Origin of the sequence: Kribbella antibiotica, assembly GCF_004349055.1 — a bacterium.
GTDB classification, from domain to species: domain Bacteria; phylum Actinomycetota; class Actinomycetes; order Propionibacteriales; family Kribbellaceae; genus Kribbella; species Kribbella antibiotica.
In genome coordinates this window covers 16,106-31,029 of the sequence record NZ_SMKX01000105.1, presented here as the reverse complement: position 1 = coordinate 31,029, position 14,924 = coordinate 16,106, and the positions used below count along the sequence as shown (strand labels likewise).

The 14,924-nt window shown below is 66.8% G+C and carries 16 protein-coding genes; 5 read left to right on the top strand and 11 right to left on the bottom strand.

Annotated features, from left to right (window positions below; all coding sequences use genetic code 11):
- Positions 1 to 2: 2 nt before the first annotated feature.
- The 3 genes from E1263_RS28865 to E1263_RS28855 all read right to left on the bottom strand — a co-directional run bounded on the left by E1263_RS28865 (position 3) and on the right by E1263_RS28855 (position 3,423).
- Positions 3 to 1,220, bottom strand: coding sequence for a response regulator (locus E1263_RS28865; RefSeq protein ID WP_132172996.1), 1,218 nt, complete (start codon positions 1,218 to 1,220; stop codon positions 3 to 5).
- A gap of 119 nt (positions 1,221 to 1,339) precedes the next feature.
- The gene (locus E1263_RS28860; RefSeq protein WP_132172994.1) at positions 1,340 to 2,296 is read right to left on the bottom strand and encodes a dihydrodipicolinate synthase family protein; all 957 of its coding nucleotides are present in this window, start codon (positions 2,294 to 2,296) and stop codon (positions 1,340 to 1,342) included.
- Positions 2,297 to 2,304: 8 nt separating this feature from the next.
- The gene (locus E1263_RS28855; RefSeq protein WP_202869097.1) at positions 2,305 to 3,423 is read right to left on the bottom strand and encodes a mandelate racemase/muconate lactonizing enzyme family protein; all 1,119 of its coding nucleotides are present in this window, start codon (positions 3,421 to 3,423) and stop codon (positions 2,305 to 2,307) included.
- 117 nt (positions 3,424 to 3,540) lie between these two features.
- Here E1263_RS28855 and E1263_RS28850 point away from each other — a divergent pair, with 117 nt between their 5' ends.
- Positions 3,541 to 4,506 carry an LLM class flavin-dependent oxidoreductase gene (locus E1263_RS28850; RefSeq protein WP_132172992.1) on the top strand — a complete coding sequence of 322 codons (966 nt, stop codon included), beginning with the start codon at positions 3,541 to 3,543 and terminating at the stop codon, positions 4,504 to 4,506.
- Here E1263_RS28850 and E1263_RS28845 read toward each other — a convergent pair.
- On the bottom strand, positions 4,499 to 4,948 hold the full coding sequence (locus E1263_RS28845; protein ID WP_132172990.1) for an Lrp/AsnC family transcriptional regulator: 450 nt from the start codon (positions 4,946 to 4,948) through the stop codon (positions 4,499 to 4,501). The two genes, E1263_RS28850 and E1263_RS28845, sit on opposite strands and share 8 nt — an antisense overlap.
- A gap of 93 nt (positions 4,949 to 5,041) precedes the next feature.
- Between E1263_RS28845 and E1263_RS28840 the strand changes: the two genes are divergently transcribed.
- From E1263_RS28840 to E1263_RS28825, 4 genes are all read left to right on the top strand, one after another.
- Positions 5,042 to 5,878, top strand: a complete 837-nt coding sequence (locus tag E1263_RS28840; protein WP_132172988.1) for an LLM class flavin-dependent oxidoreductase — start codon at positions 5,042 to 5,044, stop codon at positions 5,876 to 5,878.
- A complete protein-coding gene (locus E1263_RS28835; RefSeq protein WP_132172986.1) occupies positions 5,875 to 6,297 on the top strand; it encodes a nucleoside deaminase in 423 nt (140 codons plus the stop codon). Before E1263_RS28840 ends, E1263_RS28835 begins: the two co-directional genes overlap by 4 nt.
- A 313-nt stretch (positions 6,298 to 6,610) precedes the next feature.
- On the top strand, positions 6,611 to 7,249 hold the full coding sequence (locus E1263_RS28830) for a nucleotidyltransferase domain-containing protein (protein WP_132172984.1): 639 nt from the start codon (positions 6,611 to 6,613) through the stop codon (positions 7,247 to 7,249).
- A 32-nt stretch (positions 7,250 to 7,281) separates the two neighbouring features.
- Positions 7,282 to 7,656 (top strand): hypothetical protein, encoded by a 375-nt coding sequence (locus E1263_RS28825; protein ID WP_132172982.1) that lies wholly within the window; start codon positions 7,282 to 7,284, stop codon positions 7,654 to 7,656.
- A 168-nt stretch (positions 7,657 to 7,824) separates the two neighbouring features.
- Here the strand turns inward: E1263_RS28825 and E1263_RS28820 are convergent, their stop codons facing one another.
- The 7 genes from E1263_RS28820 to E1263_RS28790 form a co-directional block, all read right to left on the bottom strand.
- Positions 7,825 to 8,643 carry a carbohydrate ABC transporter permease gene (locus E1263_RS28820; protein WP_132172980.1) on the bottom strand — a complete coding sequence of 273 codons (819 nt, stop codon included), beginning with the start codon at positions 8,641 to 8,643 and terminating at the stop codon, positions 7,825 to 7,827.
- On the bottom strand, positions 8,643 to 9,575 hold the full coding sequence (locus E1263_RS28815; protein WP_132172978.1) for a carbohydrate ABC transporter permease: 933 nt from the start codon (positions 9,573 to 9,575) through the stop codon (positions 8,643 to 8,645). The genes E1263_RS28820 and E1263_RS28815 overlap by 1 nt, the downstream gene beginning before the upstream one ends.
- Positions 9,572 to 10,828, bottom strand: a complete 1,257-nt coding sequence (locus E1263_RS28810; protein WP_132172976.1) for an ABC transporter substrate-binding protein — start codon at positions 10,826 to 10,828, stop codon at positions 9,572 to 9,574. The genes E1263_RS28815 and E1263_RS28810 overlap by 4 nt, the downstream gene beginning before the upstream one ends.
- 66 nt (positions 10,829 to 10,894) lie before the next feature.
- Positions 10,895 to 12,907: a ligand-binding sensor domain-containing protein gene (locus tag E1263_RS28805; RefSeq protein ID WP_132172974.1), complete on the bottom strand. Its 2,013-nt coding sequence runs from the start codon at positions 12,905 to 12,907 to the stop codon at positions 10,895 to 10,897.
- A gap of 150 nt (positions 12,908 to 13,057) precedes the next feature.
- The gene (locus E1263_RS28800) at positions 13,058 to 13,258 is read right to left on the bottom strand and encodes a cold-shock protein (RefSeq protein ID WP_132172972.1); all 201 of its coding nucleotides are present in this window, start codon (positions 13,256 to 13,258) and stop codon (positions 13,058 to 13,060) included.
- A 72-nt stretch (positions 13,259 to 13,330) separates the two neighbouring features.
- Positions 13,331 to 13,510, bottom strand: a complete 180-nt coding sequence (locus E1263_RS28795; RefSeq protein ID WP_132172970.1) for a hypothetical protein — start codon at positions 13,508 to 13,510, stop codon at positions 13,331 to 13,333.
- Positions 13,507 to 14,802 carry a PspC domain-containing protein gene (locus E1263_RS28790; protein ID WP_132172968.1) on the bottom strand — a complete coding sequence of 432 codons (1,296 nt, stop codon included), beginning with the start codon at positions 14,800 to 14,802 and terminating at the stop codon, positions 13,507 to 13,509. Before E1263_RS28790 ends, E1263_RS28795 begins: the two co-directional genes overlap by 4 nt.
- Between the last annotated feature and the right edge of the window lie 122 nt (positions 14,803 to 14,924).

Below are 14,924 nucleotides of genomic sequence, written 5' to 3'. Positions count from 1 at the left end.
GGCTAGAGGCGGATGGCGTAGATGGTGGGTGGGCGGCCGGTTTGGCCGTGTTGCTGGGTGGCGATGGGGTCGGCCAGGCCCGCTCGCTCCAGGCGTTTCAGGACTCGGCGGGCGGTGCGGAGTTGGACGGCTAGGTGGTCGGCTACGTCTTGGGTGGTGAGGCCGTCGGGGTTTTTGGCCGTCAGTTCGCGCATGCGGGCTAGCGTTGCGGGGTTGAGGCCTACGCGGCGGGCCAGCAGGGGGAGGCTGTCGGTGCCGCGGGGGATGGCGGGCTGGTCGCCGGAGGGTTCTAGGACGATCTCGACGTCGTCGGACATCGAGACGACGCCGGCGACGGTGCCGATCGAGCCGGCTCGGCTGACGGCTCGGCGGGCCAGGGCTTCTGCTTCTGCGGCAGTGCGGCCGATACCAAAGCCGACGTACGCCGTGCTGTGTCGCGCGGCGAGGTGGTCGAGCAGCGGCAGGCGGGTGAACTGTTCGGTCGCCTGCTCGAGCAGTCCGCGGGTGGTGACGACCAGGTAGCGGCCGTCGGGGAGCAGGGCGAGGCTGCCGCCGAGGGTGATCAGGTCACCGGCGAGGGCGGCGTCCGGCTCGGGGAGGTCGACGATGCCGAGGGCTACCTGGGCGTCGCCGACGTGCTGGCCGCTGGTGGTGAGGACGAGGGCCTGCAGGGTGGAGCGGATCGAGTACCGCGACGGGACCAGGCGGACTGATGGCATCTCGTTCTCGAGCAGGTGGAAGGCCGAACCGAGGCAGCTGATCGCGATCTTGGTGTCGTGCTTGTCGCGCATGCTGCGGTGGAAGGTGACGATGTCGTCCGAGGTCAGGCCAGGCCGATACGGGAGCACCTGGATCTGGTCGGTCGGCAGCTTGGCCTCGATCAGGGTCTCCAGGACCTCACTGCGCCGGAGCGTGTCGATCGAGAACTGGGTGACGTTGTGGCCGAGCCGCAGCAGCTCGACCAAGGCGCGCAGGAGCGTGGCGCCGTCGTACGAGACGTACATGGCGGGGCGGTCGACCGCGCCGGCCTCGGTGGCGATCGTGTACGGGACGATGCCGGTGAAGAGGAATGCGTCGACCTCGCATTGCTCGACCAGCGCGACCGTCTCGACCTCGTGCCGGTAGGACAGCGGCAGCAGGCTGGCACCGCTCGGCGGACCGGTCGCGATCACCCGCTGAACGACGTCCTCCGGACCGACAACGCCGACCACGACTGCCATCAGTACCCCCGTGAGTCGAACTCTTGACGATCGAACCAGAGTCTCTTAGTTTCGGTCAAGACCATAATTGGTCGGCTGCGGACGAGGTGTGGGTGGAGCGACGGAGGGAGCGCGCCACCTCACTTGTCAGTCTTCAGCTCCTCCAGGACGCGGATGACGAGCTCACGCTCGGCCGCGGGCAGTTCGGGGCCGTAGGGGTCGAACGCGGCCTCTTCCGGGATCAGGCCCTCCCAGACCGCTGCCCAGATCATCCGCTGCACGTAGCCCTCGATCGGTGCGTAGAAGGTCGCTGCTGCGAAGCGGTCCAGCCGGTCGGAAGCAGTCAGGAACGCGCTGTGCTCGCCCGCCTTCCAGGCGCGCAGTACGGCGACCGACAGCTCGACCTGTGCGGATGCGATCCCAACCAGCGCCGTGTCTGCGCCCCACATGAACGAGGGGCCGTACATCCGGTCCTCGCCAGTGATTAGCAGCTTGCCGGTATCCCGGCCGGCCCAGATGGCGTCCTGAGTGCCGATAGCTCGGTCCAGCGTCGCTGTCTTGACGCCGAGCATCGCATCGAGGCTCAGCAAGTCCCGGATGAGCTCCGGCGGGTACGGGTACCCACCGGCCTCACCGTGCAGGTAGAAACCGACCAGTGGCAGCCCACTCTCGGTCGCCACCCGCTCATGTAGCTTCACTGCCTGCGCATGCCCGTCAGACAGCTCCGCCAGCCCAGCCAGCGGATAGACCATCACTGCATCCGCCCCGGCGTCCGCAGCCTGCAGAGCCATCGCCACTGTCAGGTCCGCAGCCTCCTCGAGGCTGTGCGGGGACTCTGACCTCGGTACGCCGACTCCTGCCACGACTGGCGCTGTTGTCGCCTGCCGCCAAGTCTCCAGCACCTTGGTGCGGTCTGCGGCCGACAGGTATAGCCCCCGGCCGGTGTGGGCCCACACCGCGATTCCACCGATGTCCTCGGCCGCAATAGCGCCGGCGTACGCGGACAGAGCGTCGTACTGGATCGTGCCGGTGCTGTCCATTGGCGTGAAGACCGCAGGGAGGACTGTGCCGCGGAGTTGTTCGACGAGGGGATGCATGGGACCTCTTAGACGTCGTGGCCGAGGCCGGGTCGGGTGGGTACGTCGATCCAGCCTTTGCAGTCGGCAAACACACTCGGAGCCAGCGGGTCCTCCTCGACCAGCAGCGGACCGACCAGGTCGGCCGGCACCGTCGCACCCGGCACGGCGGCGGCCAGGTGAACTGCTGCCAGAGTGGCGACGCCCAGCTCCGGCATCGAGCCTATCTTCACCGCGAGACCCGCGGCCTCGGCCAGATTGGCGATCTGGAGCGCCCGGTGCAGTCCGCCGACCTTGAGGATCTTGATGTTCAGTACATCGGCCGCACCGCGCCGTACGATCTCCAGCGCGTCGTGGAGCGAGTGCATGCTCTCGTCGGCCATCAGCCGGACATCCAGCCGCTCACGCAGCCTGACCATGCCAGCGAGATCCCAGCGGGGCAGGGGCTGCTCCAGAAGGTTCAGACCGGCCGCAGTCATCTTGGCGAGGTAGGGGAGGGCCGTAGTGGCGTCGTACCCCTCGTTGGCGTCCAGACAGATCTCTGTGTCGGCGGGGACGGCCGCACGGACCGCACGGATCAGCTCCAGGTCCTTGGCGGGGTCATGGCCGCCCTTGACCTTCAGATGCGAGAAACCGCGGGCTGAGTACTCAGCTGCCTCAGCGGCCATCTCATCGAGCGTGCCGAGCCCCACCACCCAGGCGGTCTGCACTCGGCTCCGGATGCTGCCACCGAGCAGCGCATGGACCGGCCAGCCGCTCAGACGGCCGGCCAGGTCGTAGAGGGCGATGTCGATACCGGACTTGGCCACATGCTGGCCGCGCAGGACACCGTCCATCACCACGTGCGCACCGGCGCGGTCGAGTGGGTCCCGGCCGATCAGAGCCGGGGCGAGGTGCTCCTCGATCGCGGCGGTGACCCCGGCGAGGGTCTCGCCGGTGTAGGCGGTCATGGGTGACGTTTCGCCGATACCGACGGCACCGTCAGCAGTGTGGATCTCCACCACCAGGCTGATCAGATCCGTGCTGATGCCACTGCTGATCTGGAACGGACGCCGGTACGGCGCGCTGACGACACGGGTCCGGATCGCGCTGATCGGCGCGGCTCCGGTGCCGGCTGGAAGGCCGACCGGGTGCGATAGAACAGTCAAGGTCGGCTCCTTAAGGACACCTTCAGGCGGTTAGGGGTCGCATTCCGACACAAAAGGACTTACGGTCAAGACCGTAAATACCCCGAGTGCACTCTGTCAACGGAAGGTGGCACCCTGATGCGGCTGGGTTTGTATCTCAATCTGTACGGCACCGACGGCGAACGGCCGCAACTGGCCGACGCGGTCGAGCAGGCGAAGCTCGCCGAGCAGGCCGGGTTCGAGTGGGTGGTGCTCGGTGAGCGGCACCTGCACCGCCCCGGATACCACGAGATCCTCACCTCGATGACCTGGCTGGCGGCCCACACCTCGACGATTGGGATCGCCACGGCAGGGATCGTCGCGCCGCTGTACCAGCCCGTCGTACTGGCTGAAACGCTCGCTCATCTGGACGTGCTGTCCGGCGGCCGCGTGACCGCCGGCTTCGTGCTCGGCTACCGGCCGGAGGAGTTCGCCCTGTACGGCGTCACGCAGCGCGAGCGGGTCGCGCGGTTCGAGGAATGCCTCGAGATCGTGACGAAGCTGTGGACCGAGGAGTCGGTGACCTACGCGGGCCGATTCACCAGTTTGCAGGACGCGTACCTGTCGCCGCGCCCGGTGCAATCGCCACGGCCCCGACTGTGGAACGGTGGCCAGGTGTCCGCCGTACTGGAACGGACCGCGCGGATGTGTGACGGCTGGACGACGTCGTTCAACCAGCCTGACGAGGTCCTGCCGGACAAGATCGCCGAGTATCTGGGGTATCCGCGGGGTAAAGGCACCCTCGGCGCCGAGGTGATCCTGTGCCGCGAGGGCTACGCGGCGCCGACCTCGCAGGATGCGCGGAAGGCGTTGGAAGAGCCGCTGCGCGACCTGTACGACGCCTATACCGGCTGGAAGCGGACGTCGGCCGACGCCAGCCGCTACACGCAGGGCTGGGACGACATCGTCGACCGCAGTGTCATCGGATCGTCGGCGGAGTGCGCCGAGCGGATCGCGCACTACGAGGAGATGGGTGCCGACGGCATCATTCTCCGGGTCCAGCCGCCAGGCATGTCGCAGGCCGATGCGCTGCGGGCGATCGAGGCCTTCGGGGAGCTCAACTAGGCCGGGTCGGAGCGCGATAAGCCTGGGTTTGGGAGTAGACGAGGTTGGTCGTGGTGCTGCCGAACTCGGTCAGCTCGTTGATGAGTTCTTCGAGATGCGCCATCGAGGTGGCGGCGACTTTGAGCGTGTAGCAGTCGTCGCCGGTCGTGCGCAGGCACTCGAGGAACTCGCCGCGCTCGGCCAGGAGTCGCTTGAGCGGCTCGTGCTTGTTGCCGGGGTACTTGAGCCGCACGACGGCGAGCACGGGGTAGCCGACCTTCGCCAGGTCGATCTCTGCCCGATAACCGGTGATGACGCCGATCGACTCCAGTCGCCGGACCCGCTCGGTGGTCGCCGACGCGCTCAGGTTGACCCGCCGGCCCAGTTCGCTGAGCGATAGCCGGGCGTCGGTCTGCAGCTCGGTCAGCACCGCCCAGTCGATCGCATCGAGAGTCTCGGTCATCAGGGCAATCTACCGGTGAATCCCCGGTGTGGCGGCGATTTTGCCGGGAGAAATCTCTTCAAGGCTGGCCTGCTGCCTGGATAGCCTGGCGGGGTGGAAATCGGTGTGAACGTTCCGAACTTCGGGCCCGGTACGAACCCGGCGCGGCTGCGCGAGTGGGCACAGGTGGTTGAAGGGCTCGGATACGACCTGCTGATGGTGTCGGACCACGTGGTGATCACGCCGGATGTCGCGGAGCAGTATCCGGCGCCGTTCTACGAGCCGTTCACGACGTTGAGTTGGCTGGCCGGGATCACCTCGCGCGTCCGACTCGGTACGACGGTGCTGATTGCGGGTTACCGGCATCCGCTGCTCGTCGCGCGGATGGCGGCGAACCTGAACGCTTTGAGTGGCGGTCGGTTGGTTCTCGGGGTCGGTGCTGGTTGGGCTCAGCAGGAGTTCTCGGCGCTTGGGGCTGAGCACTCGCGGCGGGGGCGGGCGACGGATGAGTTGCTGACTTCGTTGCGGGCGGCCTGGGCTGATGAGGCCGACTACGGTGCCGGACGCATCCCGTTGTGGGTCGGCGGCCGCAGTACGGCAGCCATGCGGCGGGCGGTGTTGCTCGGAGACGCGTGGCACCCGCTCCGGGAGCGCGTCGATTGGTTGCGCACGGCAACTGATCAGCTCCGGGAGATCGCAGCCGCTGCGAGTCGGCCGGTGCCTGCGTTTGCGCCGCGGATCTTGCTGCGGTTGACCGACGCGCCGCTGCCTGAGGAGACGCGGGTCGCGGGCGAGGGCTCGATCGACCAGGTGCGCGCCGATTTCGACGTACTGCGTGAGCTTGGCGCTGAGAGCGTCGTACTGGATCCGTTTCAAGGCGACCCCGCCGAGACCGAACACCCCGAAACCGCCTGGCAAGCCTTAGCCACGTTGAAGCAGGAGCTGACATGACCTCTGAAACCCATCTCCGCCGAGCCATCGCCCTCGCGCTGGCCGCCCGCGAAGCAGGCAACCCTCCCTTCGGCTCGCTGCTCGTCGGCCCCGACGGCACGGTCCTCGCCGAAGAGCAGAACACGAGCATCACCTCGTCTGACATCAGCCACCACCCGGAGCTGAAGCTGGCGGTCTGGGCCGCCCGCGAGCTCACCCCGGAGGTCGCCGCAGGCACCACCATGTACACGAGCTGCCAACCCTGTGAGATGTGCTCCGGCGCACTAGCCCGCTCCGGCCTAGGCCAGGTTGTCTACGCCCTCTCGGGCGACCAACTCAACGGCCTCAAAACCACCGGCGGCCCATTCCCCGCCGTACCGCAGGAAGGCCCGAACCTGTACGACGAAGCCCGCGTACCCATCGACGGCTACTACAACTGAAAGGACATCGCCTCCGGCGGCGGCTGTTCTCTTGGCACCTTCGGCGCGCGGTCGGCCACCTGCGCGCGCTTTGTGTGCAGCTACTGCCACATAGCGGCAGTAGCTCACCACAAAGCTGCACAATCGGCGCCCCGAGCGCCCGACCATCCCCCTTCGCCGCCAGCCCACTGCGTCCGCTCTGGGAAAGGGGTTATCCCTTGAGGCCTGACATGGTGATGCTGCACGACGAGGCGGCTGTACCGCTACAAGCTGTATCGGCACTGTAGTATCGATGTAGGTACTCAAGTGGGTAAATGCGTACTATAGTGCTGATATGGATCTCTCGAATCCGGTGACGACTGTCATCACGACGCTCGACGGTCCGGTACTGGCGGTTCTGGCGCGGACCACTCAGCCGCTGACCGGAAGGAAGATTCACCAGTTGGCGGGTGTCGGCAGCGAATCCGGGACCCGCAAAGTGCTGCACCGCCTGTTCAGCACCGGCTTGGTGGACTCAACTGTGGTTGGTCCCAGTAATCAGTACGTACTGAACCGAGACCACGTGGCGGCAGAGGCAGTGCTCGAGCTGCTGAACCTCCGCGGCAAGCTGATTGATCGGATGCGTGAAGCCGTCGACTTCGAGTGGACTGAGAAGCCGGTGACTGCGACCCTGTTCGGCTCAGCAGCTCGCAGCGACGGCGGTGTGGGCAGTGACATCGACCTGCTGTTGGTACGGCCCGAAGACGAAATCCACCCGCACTGGGAGGCCCAAGTCAGCTCACTGGCTGAGTGGGTCCACCGGTGGACAGGGAACCACCTGCAGACCTACGACGTGAGCCGCGCCGAGCTGATAACTCATCTTCACAACGACGAGCCGATCGTCAAGAACTGGATCCGCGACGGCCTCACCGTCTATGGGCAAGACTTCCGCCAACTACGCAATCGACTGATGCACAACGGAGCCGAGCAGTGACGCGAGCAACTGGCCGGATTGAAGAGTGCGGTGTGGGGCAGGCCAGAACCCGCTTGAGCCAAGCCCGTGCCTTCCTTGACGCGGCCGACCTGATCAGTCTGGAGGACGAGGACCTCGCTAGCGACCACGTCGTCGCCGCGCTGTCTGTCCTCGCCGGCATCGCCGCGTCAGATGCCGCGTGCTGTGCTGCCCTCGGACGGCGGTCACGCGGTCAAGACCACCGTCAGGCCATCGACTTGGTCCAGCAAGTCGGGGCCGACGGCAAGGAACTGGCCAATGCGCTACGCCGGCTCCTGGACCTCAAGGACAACGCGCACTACGGCATGAGGTTCGTGACCGCCGAGCAGGCGAAGGCCGCTTTCCGGAACGCCAGCAAGCTCGTAGAGGGCGCAACGAAACTCTGCTGACCTTAGATTAGCCGCCGGCGGTGAGGCCGATCCGCCACCGTGATCGCCCATTGGATCGGGCCTCCCTGGCTACGACCGACTCGCGTGCTGCTCGGCCCCACCACCACGTTTCGCCTGCGACCCGCAGCACCCGGAAGTGGTCGATCGCGCGATAAGCGCTGGAGAAATTTAGCCCTTCAGGCCCGACATGGTGATGCTGTCGGTGAGGTAGCGCTGGAGTAGGCCGAAGACCAGGAGGCTGGGGACTACCGTGATGGTGGCGCCGGCCATGATCTGGTTGATGGGGACGGACTGGGTTTGGAGGGTGGCCAGGCCTACCGTCAGGGTTTGCATGTTGGCGGATTGGCCGATCACCAACGGCCAGAGGAAGTCGTTCCAGTGCCAGAGGAAGACGAAGATTCCCAGCGTGGCCAGGGCGGGGCGGATCAGGGGCATCACGATCATCGTGAAGATCTTCCACTCCGGGGCGCCGTCGATCTCGGCGGCTTCGAAGAGTTCGTCGGGGAGCTGGCCGATGAACTGGCGGAGCAGGAAGACGGCTTGGGAGTTGGCCAGGGTGGGGACGATCAGGCCCCAGTAGCTGTCGACCCAGTCCAGGCGCGAGATCAGGATGTACGACGGGATCAGCGTGGCCTGGAAGGGGACCATCAGCGTGGCCAGGAACGCCCAGAACATGAGCTCGCGACCGGGGAAACGTTTCTTCGCGAAGGCGTAGCCGGCCATCGCGGCGAAGAGCAGGACGAAGACGACGGAGACCAGCGAGTAGAGCAGTGAGTTGACCGTCCAGCGGGGGATGTCCGAGCTGGACAGCACGCGGGCGAAGTTGTCGAAGGTCCAGCGGGACGGGTAGAAGGCGTCCGGGAAGGTCTGGCTGCTCGGTGGGGCGAAGGCGACCAGGACCATGGCGACGAACGGCAGCACGGTGACGATGGCGGTCAGCGTGAGCAGGGTCGGCAGGGTCAGCCGCGCGGCAGAGCGGTTGGCCATCAGTCGTCCCTTCCGACGAGGCGGCGCTGGATCAGCGAGATGATCAGCACGATGAAGAACAGCATGATGCCGATCGCGCTGGCGTAACCGAAGTCGAAGAACTTGAAACCGCTGTCGTACAGGAAGTAGACGAGCGAGTAGCTGGCCCGCACCGGCCCGCCACCCGTCATCACGTACATCGCGTCGAAGACCTGGAACGCGCTGATCGTCTCGATCACCAGCACGAAGAACAGCACCGGCCGCAGTTGCGGCAGCACGATGTACCGAAACCGTTGCCAGGCCGAAGCGCCGTCGATCATCGCCGCCTCGAGATAGGACCTCGGCACGGCCTGCAGACCCGCGAGCAGGATCAGCATCGAGTAGCCGAAACCCTTCCAGGCCGATGTCACCGCGATCGACGCCAGCACGGAATGATCCGAGCCGAGGAAGTCGATGGGGCCGATCGAGACCAACCCCAGTACGGCGTTCAGCAGGCCGTCCTGCGCGTCGTAGATCCACTTCCAGATGACCGCGGCGAGCACGATGCTGGTCACGTACGGCAGGAAGAACACGCCCCGGAAGAACCCGCGCTGCCACACCACCTGCTGCAGCAGCAGCGCCGTACCGAGGGAGAGCAGCACGGTCAGCGGCACGAAGATGAGCGTGTAGGTGAGCGTGACCACCAGGCTCTGATGGAACAGCGAGTCCTGGAGCAGCCGCGCGTAGTTGTCAAAGGCAACGAATTTCCAGCGGCCGCTGAGCCGGTAGTCGGTCAGCGACAGCCAGACGGCGCCGACCGCCGGCAGGAAGCGGAAGGCCAGGAAGAGCGCCAGCATCGGCGCCACGAACACCAGCCCGACCCACGCCCGCCGCCGCGGACCGTGCCGCCCCCTGAGCGGCACGGGTCGCGGGCGGCGAGCGGGGGAGTCTCGGTCGACGCCGACCTGGGTCATCGCTTCAGGAGTTCGTCGGCCTGCTTGGCAGCGTCGTCGAGGGCCTGCTGCGGGGCCTTCTTACCGGTCAGGACAGCCTGGATCTCGATCGTCAGCAGCGACATGATCTGGCGGGCGGCCGGGTTGGGCTCACCGGGGAAGGTGTACTGCAGCGCCGGGCCGAACTTCAGCGTCAGCGGGTCGGTGACCTCCACCTTCGCGTCGGTGCGCGGGGTGAAGTAGCCGGTCGCCTTGCTCAGCGCCTGGAGCTGCGGCGGCTGGGTCATGAATGAGAGGAACTTCTTCGTCTCGTCGAGGTTCTCCGAGGCTGCGTTCACCGACAGCCCACCGGGGATGCCGTACCCGACCTGCTTCGCCCCGGTCAGCGGTGCGCCGACCTCGGTGTTGGCCTCGCCCCAGCTCTTCGCGGCCAGCGCCGCGTTGGCCGGCGTCGCGGTGAACGCCATCGCGACCTGGCCCTTGCCGATCGGCTGGTTGTCGATCGCGTTGCCGTTGGTGAGCGCGCTCTTCGGGATCGCGCCCTCGTCCCACAGGGTCTTCAGGAAGGTCAGCGCATCCAGACCCGGGGCCTGGTTGAAGGTGACGGACTTGCCGTCCTCGGCGAAGACCTTGCCACCGGCCTGCCAGAGCAGCGGGTAGAAGTTCAGGTTCAGCGTCGCCTCGGGCGAGGCCGAGTAGTCGAGGGTCTGGAAGCCGGCCGCCTTCAGCTTCGGCGCGGCCGCCTTGATCTCGTCCCACGTGGCAGGCGGCTTGCTGATGCCGGCCTTGGTCAGCACGGTCTTGTTGTAGAGCGTGGTGGTGACGGTGTGATAGATCGGCGCGCCGTACACCTTGCCCTCGACCGTCAGGCCGGGGATCGCGTTCGGCAGGAACTTGTCCTTGTCCGCCTCCAGGACGTCGCCGACCGGCTCGAGCGAGCCGTTCTTCACGTACTGCGGGATCTGGTCCGGGATCAGCAGGACTGTGTCCGGTCCCTTCTTCCCGGCGAACGCGGTCGCGAGCTTCTCGTCGCGCTTGTCCCACGGCTGCAGCTCGACCTTCAGGTCGATGGTGGCGTTGGCGGCCTCGAAGTCGGTCTCGACCTTCTTCCAGTACGCGTCACTGGCGGCCTGGTCGGCGATCACCGGGTACATCCAGAGGGTGACGCTCTTCTTCTCGGAGCCGGTGTCGTCACCGCCACCGCAGGAGCTCAGTGCGGCGGCAAGGACAAGTGCGGTGAGCGGCGCCACAACACGGCGGACGGTGGATTTCATCACAACCCCCTGGCTAGTGACCCAATAACGGTCAGGACCGAAAGTAATGGGAAGGAATTTCTGCTGTCAACGTTTGATATCGACTCGGAACAGTTGCGGCCCGTCGCTGAAGACCAGCCGCTGACCACCCACGACGGCGAGCCGCCGGTGCGAGTGCTCGAGGTAGAGCTTCGGCGTGGCCCGGTCGCCGGGCGCGATCCGGTAGATCTTGTTCCAGTCGATGCTGACGTACACCCCGTCCTTGGTCGCGACGATGTCTCCGGTCTGGGAGGTCGTCCCGAGGACGAAAGTCCTCAGAACTGTCCCATATCGCGGGTCCATCGAGAACACGGTTTTCCCCGCCACGCCCCACAGCGTTCCGTCCGGCCCGAACGTCACCGACGACACGGTCGGTGCCTTGGGCACCGGAACGCTTTCCCAGAGTTTCCGCTTCCCCGCAACGTCCCAGGCGAACACGGTCCCGGACTCGCGAGTGGGTTTGGTCGTGCCCAGTCCGCCCGTGATCGACGTACCGCCGTACACGATTCCTTGACGGGCGGTCAGACCGAAGACGCTCTCGTCCTGAACGACATTCCGGTACGTCGTGGTGCTACCGGACCGTGGATCGTGGATCGCGAGCGCGCCGCCGAGGCGATCACCCTCCGGGACTGTGCCGACCGCGATCTTCCCGTCCACCTCGACCAGCGCGCGGGCGCGGTTCTGGAAGTCGGGCTTCATGTTCACGGCGAGCTTCGGGTTCTCCGGTGAACCGGGCGGGCCGGGGGAGTACTCGACGCTGTTCCAGGCCAGGTGCGGGTCATAGGAGTAGAGCCGGGACTCCGGGTAGGTGCCGATCCAGACCTTGCCGTCGGAGGCTTCCAGGGTCTGCTCGGTCTGCGAGAAGCGGTTGAAGACCGTTGCGCCGGTCTTCGGGTCGGTGACCGAGACGCCGCCGTTCAGGTAGCCGCCGCTGTAGACGTTGCGCTTGCCGCCGGACAGCCCGAGGATGTCGATCGGCTCCCGCCGGACGTTGGTCAGGAAGATCTCCGACTTGCCGGTCTGCGGGTTGTAGCGGAACTCCTCGCCCCGCCACAGGGTCCCGACCACGCTGGTCCCGGGGTAGTCGGGCAGGCCCAGGTCGGCGTACCCGATCGAGCGGGCGTTCTGGATGCGGCCGGTGAAGGTCAGACCGGTGCCGGTCAGGGTCTTGGTCGCCGGGTCGTACTTGCGCAGCTGGCTCGCCTGGATGAAGTAGAGCTCGCCGTTCGGTCCCAGCGGCGTCATGTCCAGGCCGTGGGCCAGCGGGATCTCGTCGACCCAGGTGCGGGAGGCGATGTCCCAGACGTACATCGGCATCGGGAACGCGCCGCCGACCCTGATGTACACGCGACCGCCGCGGACGCTGAGGTCGTAGACCGACTTGAGTTTCGGGTCGCCGAGATTCGGCGGGGGCGGCAGCTCGGTGGCTGCGCCGGTGGTGACGTCGATCTCCATCACGTGCGCGTCGGGCAGCGAACCTGTGTAGAGCTTGCCGTTCGCGTAGCCGATGCTCTTGACGTACGGCTGGCTCGCGATGATCTTGCCGTAGTCACGAATCGCGCCGGTCGCGTCGTTGAAACTGAAGACGCGGCCGCCTGGATACGTGCCGCCGTACACGTTGCCTTGTTCGTCGGTGGTCAGCGCCCAGACGAAGCTTTCGCTGGGCAGCGGCCGGCCGAGGTCCTCGACCGCGGTCGCGCCGGGACGTAGCCGATAGAGATGGCCGTTGTTGTAGCTGCCGACGTAGATCGTGCCGGCCGGCGTCGCGACGACGGTGTAGCTGCCTTCGGCGCCGGGTAGTGGCGTGGAGAGCAGGCTGCTGCCGGTGACCGGGTCGAGGGCGTTCAGGTACGCCGGGACGCCGGATGAGATGTTCCAGATCGCGGTTTTGCCGTTCGGGCCGGGCACGACGGTGCCGCCGATCAGCAGCACGTCGGACAGCGGTACGCCGAGCGACACAGCCTCCGCGTACGGCGGGCCTGCGGCCGTCGTGGGCGCTGTTGGCGCGATCACGAGGGCAGTGGCGAGGGCTAGGGCCAGGAGCGGGCGGAATGGGCGCAAGGGATGCCTCCGGAGTTCCGTATTTACGGTCCTGTCCGAAAGTAAGCGCCGAGGGCATGACTAAGTCAACGGTTCGGCATGAATTGCCACTTGTGGCAGGCCGGCCGCTGGATTTCGGGCCCGCCCGTTAGGGCAGGTCCGCTGTGCGCATCAGACCGGCGTGACGGCCTCTGCCTCGCGGCCCTTGGGGCCGTCGATGACCTGGAAGTCGACGGGCTGGCCGTCTTCGAGGGTCTTGTAGCCGTCGGAGACGATCTTGCTCCAGTGGACGAAGACATCGTCCTGCCCGTCGAGGGCCAGGAAGCCGTAGCCCTTGTCGGCGTTGAACCACTTCACGGTGCCGCGCACCATCAGAAACTCCTGTGACCACGGGACCCGTCGTCCCCGGGCCCCTCGGATAGCGCATCCCAGCGTAGCGGAGCCCTATCCGCGGTGGGAGGCGGCCAGGCCGATGATGCCGGCGACCAGGAGGAGCAGGGCACCGGTGAGGCCCAGGTCCTTGGTCTGCAGGACGCCGTGGTCGTTCAGCATCCAGATCGTCGCGCCACCGGTCAGCACGGTTCCGGCGATGATGCCGGCCACATCCGGTTTCGGCTTGCTCATCCCCGCTCCACTCTGATCGTTCCCAGCTTGATGTCCAGGTTCAGAACCACCTGCTCGGGTCCGGCCGTCTGGTCGACCCCGAGGTCCTTCAGCGTCAACTGTGCATCATGGCCGCTCTGCTTGGTGGTCAGCCCGACCACCTCACCCAGCTCGGCGCTCAGCTGCCCCGTGACGTCGACGTCCTTCGGCAGCTTGATCACCACGTCACCGGCCCGGCCGTGTACGTCGACCTTCGCGCCCGGAGCGAACTTGGCCTTGGTCAGGTCCAGGTGCACGGTCCCCGCATCGAAGTTGTACGTCGAGGTGGTCGCGTCGATCACCTGTCCGGCCGGCGCGACGTAGTTCACGTCAGCGAAGTTGCGGGGCACGCTCGGGAACAGGTTGCTCGCCACCGCACCGGCTGCGAGCAGCAGGCCCAGTGGCAGCAGTCCGGCCGTCCGGCCGACGAAACCGCCCAGGAGCATTCCCAGGCCGAGAACAGCCACTCCGATGATCAGCATGGTCGCCGTGGTCGCGTGGGCCAGGGCCGCGATCCCGATAGCAGCACCAGTGAGCAGTACGACGATCGACTTGACTCCGCGAGCGCCCTTGGCCGGTGGCTGCGCCGTACGGGTTGTGGAGGGTGGTGCGGCCGGCGACTCGTCGACGTACAGGCCTAGTGGGTCGGGCTCGGTCCAGACAGGCTGGATCGGCTCGCTCACGCGGTCCTGCGGGCGCGGGGCCGCGGCGGGTGCCGTCGGAGCGGGTTTGGGGGTGTCCTGAACCGGGGCCTGGCTCTGTGCCTGCGTCCAGCCAGGTTGTCCGTGCGTCCAGCCGCCGGCGGGGCCAGACCACTGACGCTGCGTGTTGCTGCGCCCGCGGCGGCCGCCCTTGCGTTGGTAGGCGACCACTCCGATGATCGCGAGCACCAGGAGCGGCCCGGGGACGAAATGGCCGAAGTTGAACGACGACATCATCGCGATGGCGGCGAAGACAGCGACTCCGACCACGATCGGGCCCAGCCACGGGTGGTCGGGGCGGACGCGGTCGCCGAGCAGCCCCTGCGCGGGGGAGCGGTCGCTGCGCTCGTCCGGCATCAGCAGCCAGGCGGCGATGTAGAAGATGACACCGGGACCGCTGATGATGAGCACTGCCATCACCACGCGGATCAGCACCGGGTCGATGCCCAGTGAGCGGCCGATGCCACCGCAGACGCCCGCGACCATGCGGTCCGACCGGCTGCGTTGCCAGTTCTGCACGTTCTGCAGGCGGCTGCGGTCGAACCCTCCGGGTCCGCTCGAGTTCTGCTCCATGCCACTGATACTGACGCCTTGACGGTTGTCACGACATCGGGGATCCCCCCTGACAACCCCCGGGTCGGCGGCCCGGTCGGGGTTTCCCCCGAGGCGACCCTGAGCTGTCGGGGCGGCCGGTT

Bases quoted from the DNA above. Each gene is read 5' to 3' on its own strand.
- E1263_RS28865 (WP_132172996.1), bottom strand. From the start codon at position 1,220: ATGGCAGTCGTGGTCGGCGTTGTCGGTCCGGAGGACGTCGTTCAGCGG.
- E1263_RS28860 (WP_132172994.1), bottom strand. From the start codon at position 2,296: ATGCATCCCCTCGTCGAACAACTCCGCGGCACAGTCCTCCCTGCGGTC.
- E1263_RS28850 (WP_132172992.1), top strand. From the start codon at position 3,541: ATGCGGCTGGGTTTGTATCTCAATCTGTACGGCACCGACGGCGAACGG.
- E1263_RS28845 (WP_132172990.1), bottom strand. From the start codon at position 4,948: ATGACCGAGACTCTCGATGCGATCGACTGGGCGGTGCTGACCGAGCTG.
- E1263_RS28835 (WP_132172986.1), top strand. From the start codon at position 5,875: ATGACCTCTGAAACCCATCTCCGCCGAGCCATCGCCCTCGCGCTGGCC.
- E1263_RS28830 (WP_132172984.1), top strand. From the start codon at position 6,611: ATGGATCTCTCGAATCCGGTGACGACTGTCATCACGACGCTCGACGGT.
- E1263_RS28820 (WP_132172980.1), bottom strand. From the start codon at position 8,643: ATGGCCAACCGCTCTGCCGCGCGGCTGACCCTGCCGACCCTGCTCACG.
- E1263_RS28815 (WP_132172978.1), bottom strand. From the start codon at position 9,575: ATGACCCAGGTCGGCGTCGACCGAGACTCCCCCGCTCGCCGCCCGCGA.
- E1263_RS28810 (WP_132172976.1), bottom strand. From the start codon at position 10,828: ATGAAATCCACCGTCCGCCGTGTTGTGGCGCCGCTCACCGCACTTGTC.
- E1263_RS28800 (WP_132172972.1), bottom strand. From the start codon at position 13,258: ATGGTGCGCGGCACCGTGAAGTGGTTCAACGCCGACAAGGGCTACGGC.
- E1263_RS28795 (WP_132172970.1), bottom strand. From the start codon at position 13,510: ATGAGCAAGCCGAAACCGGATGTGGCCGGCATCATCGCCGGAACCGTG.
- E1263_RS28790 (WP_132172968.1), bottom strand. From the start codon at position 14,802: ATGGAGCAGAACTCGAGCGGACCCGGAGGGTTCGACCGCAGCCGCCTG.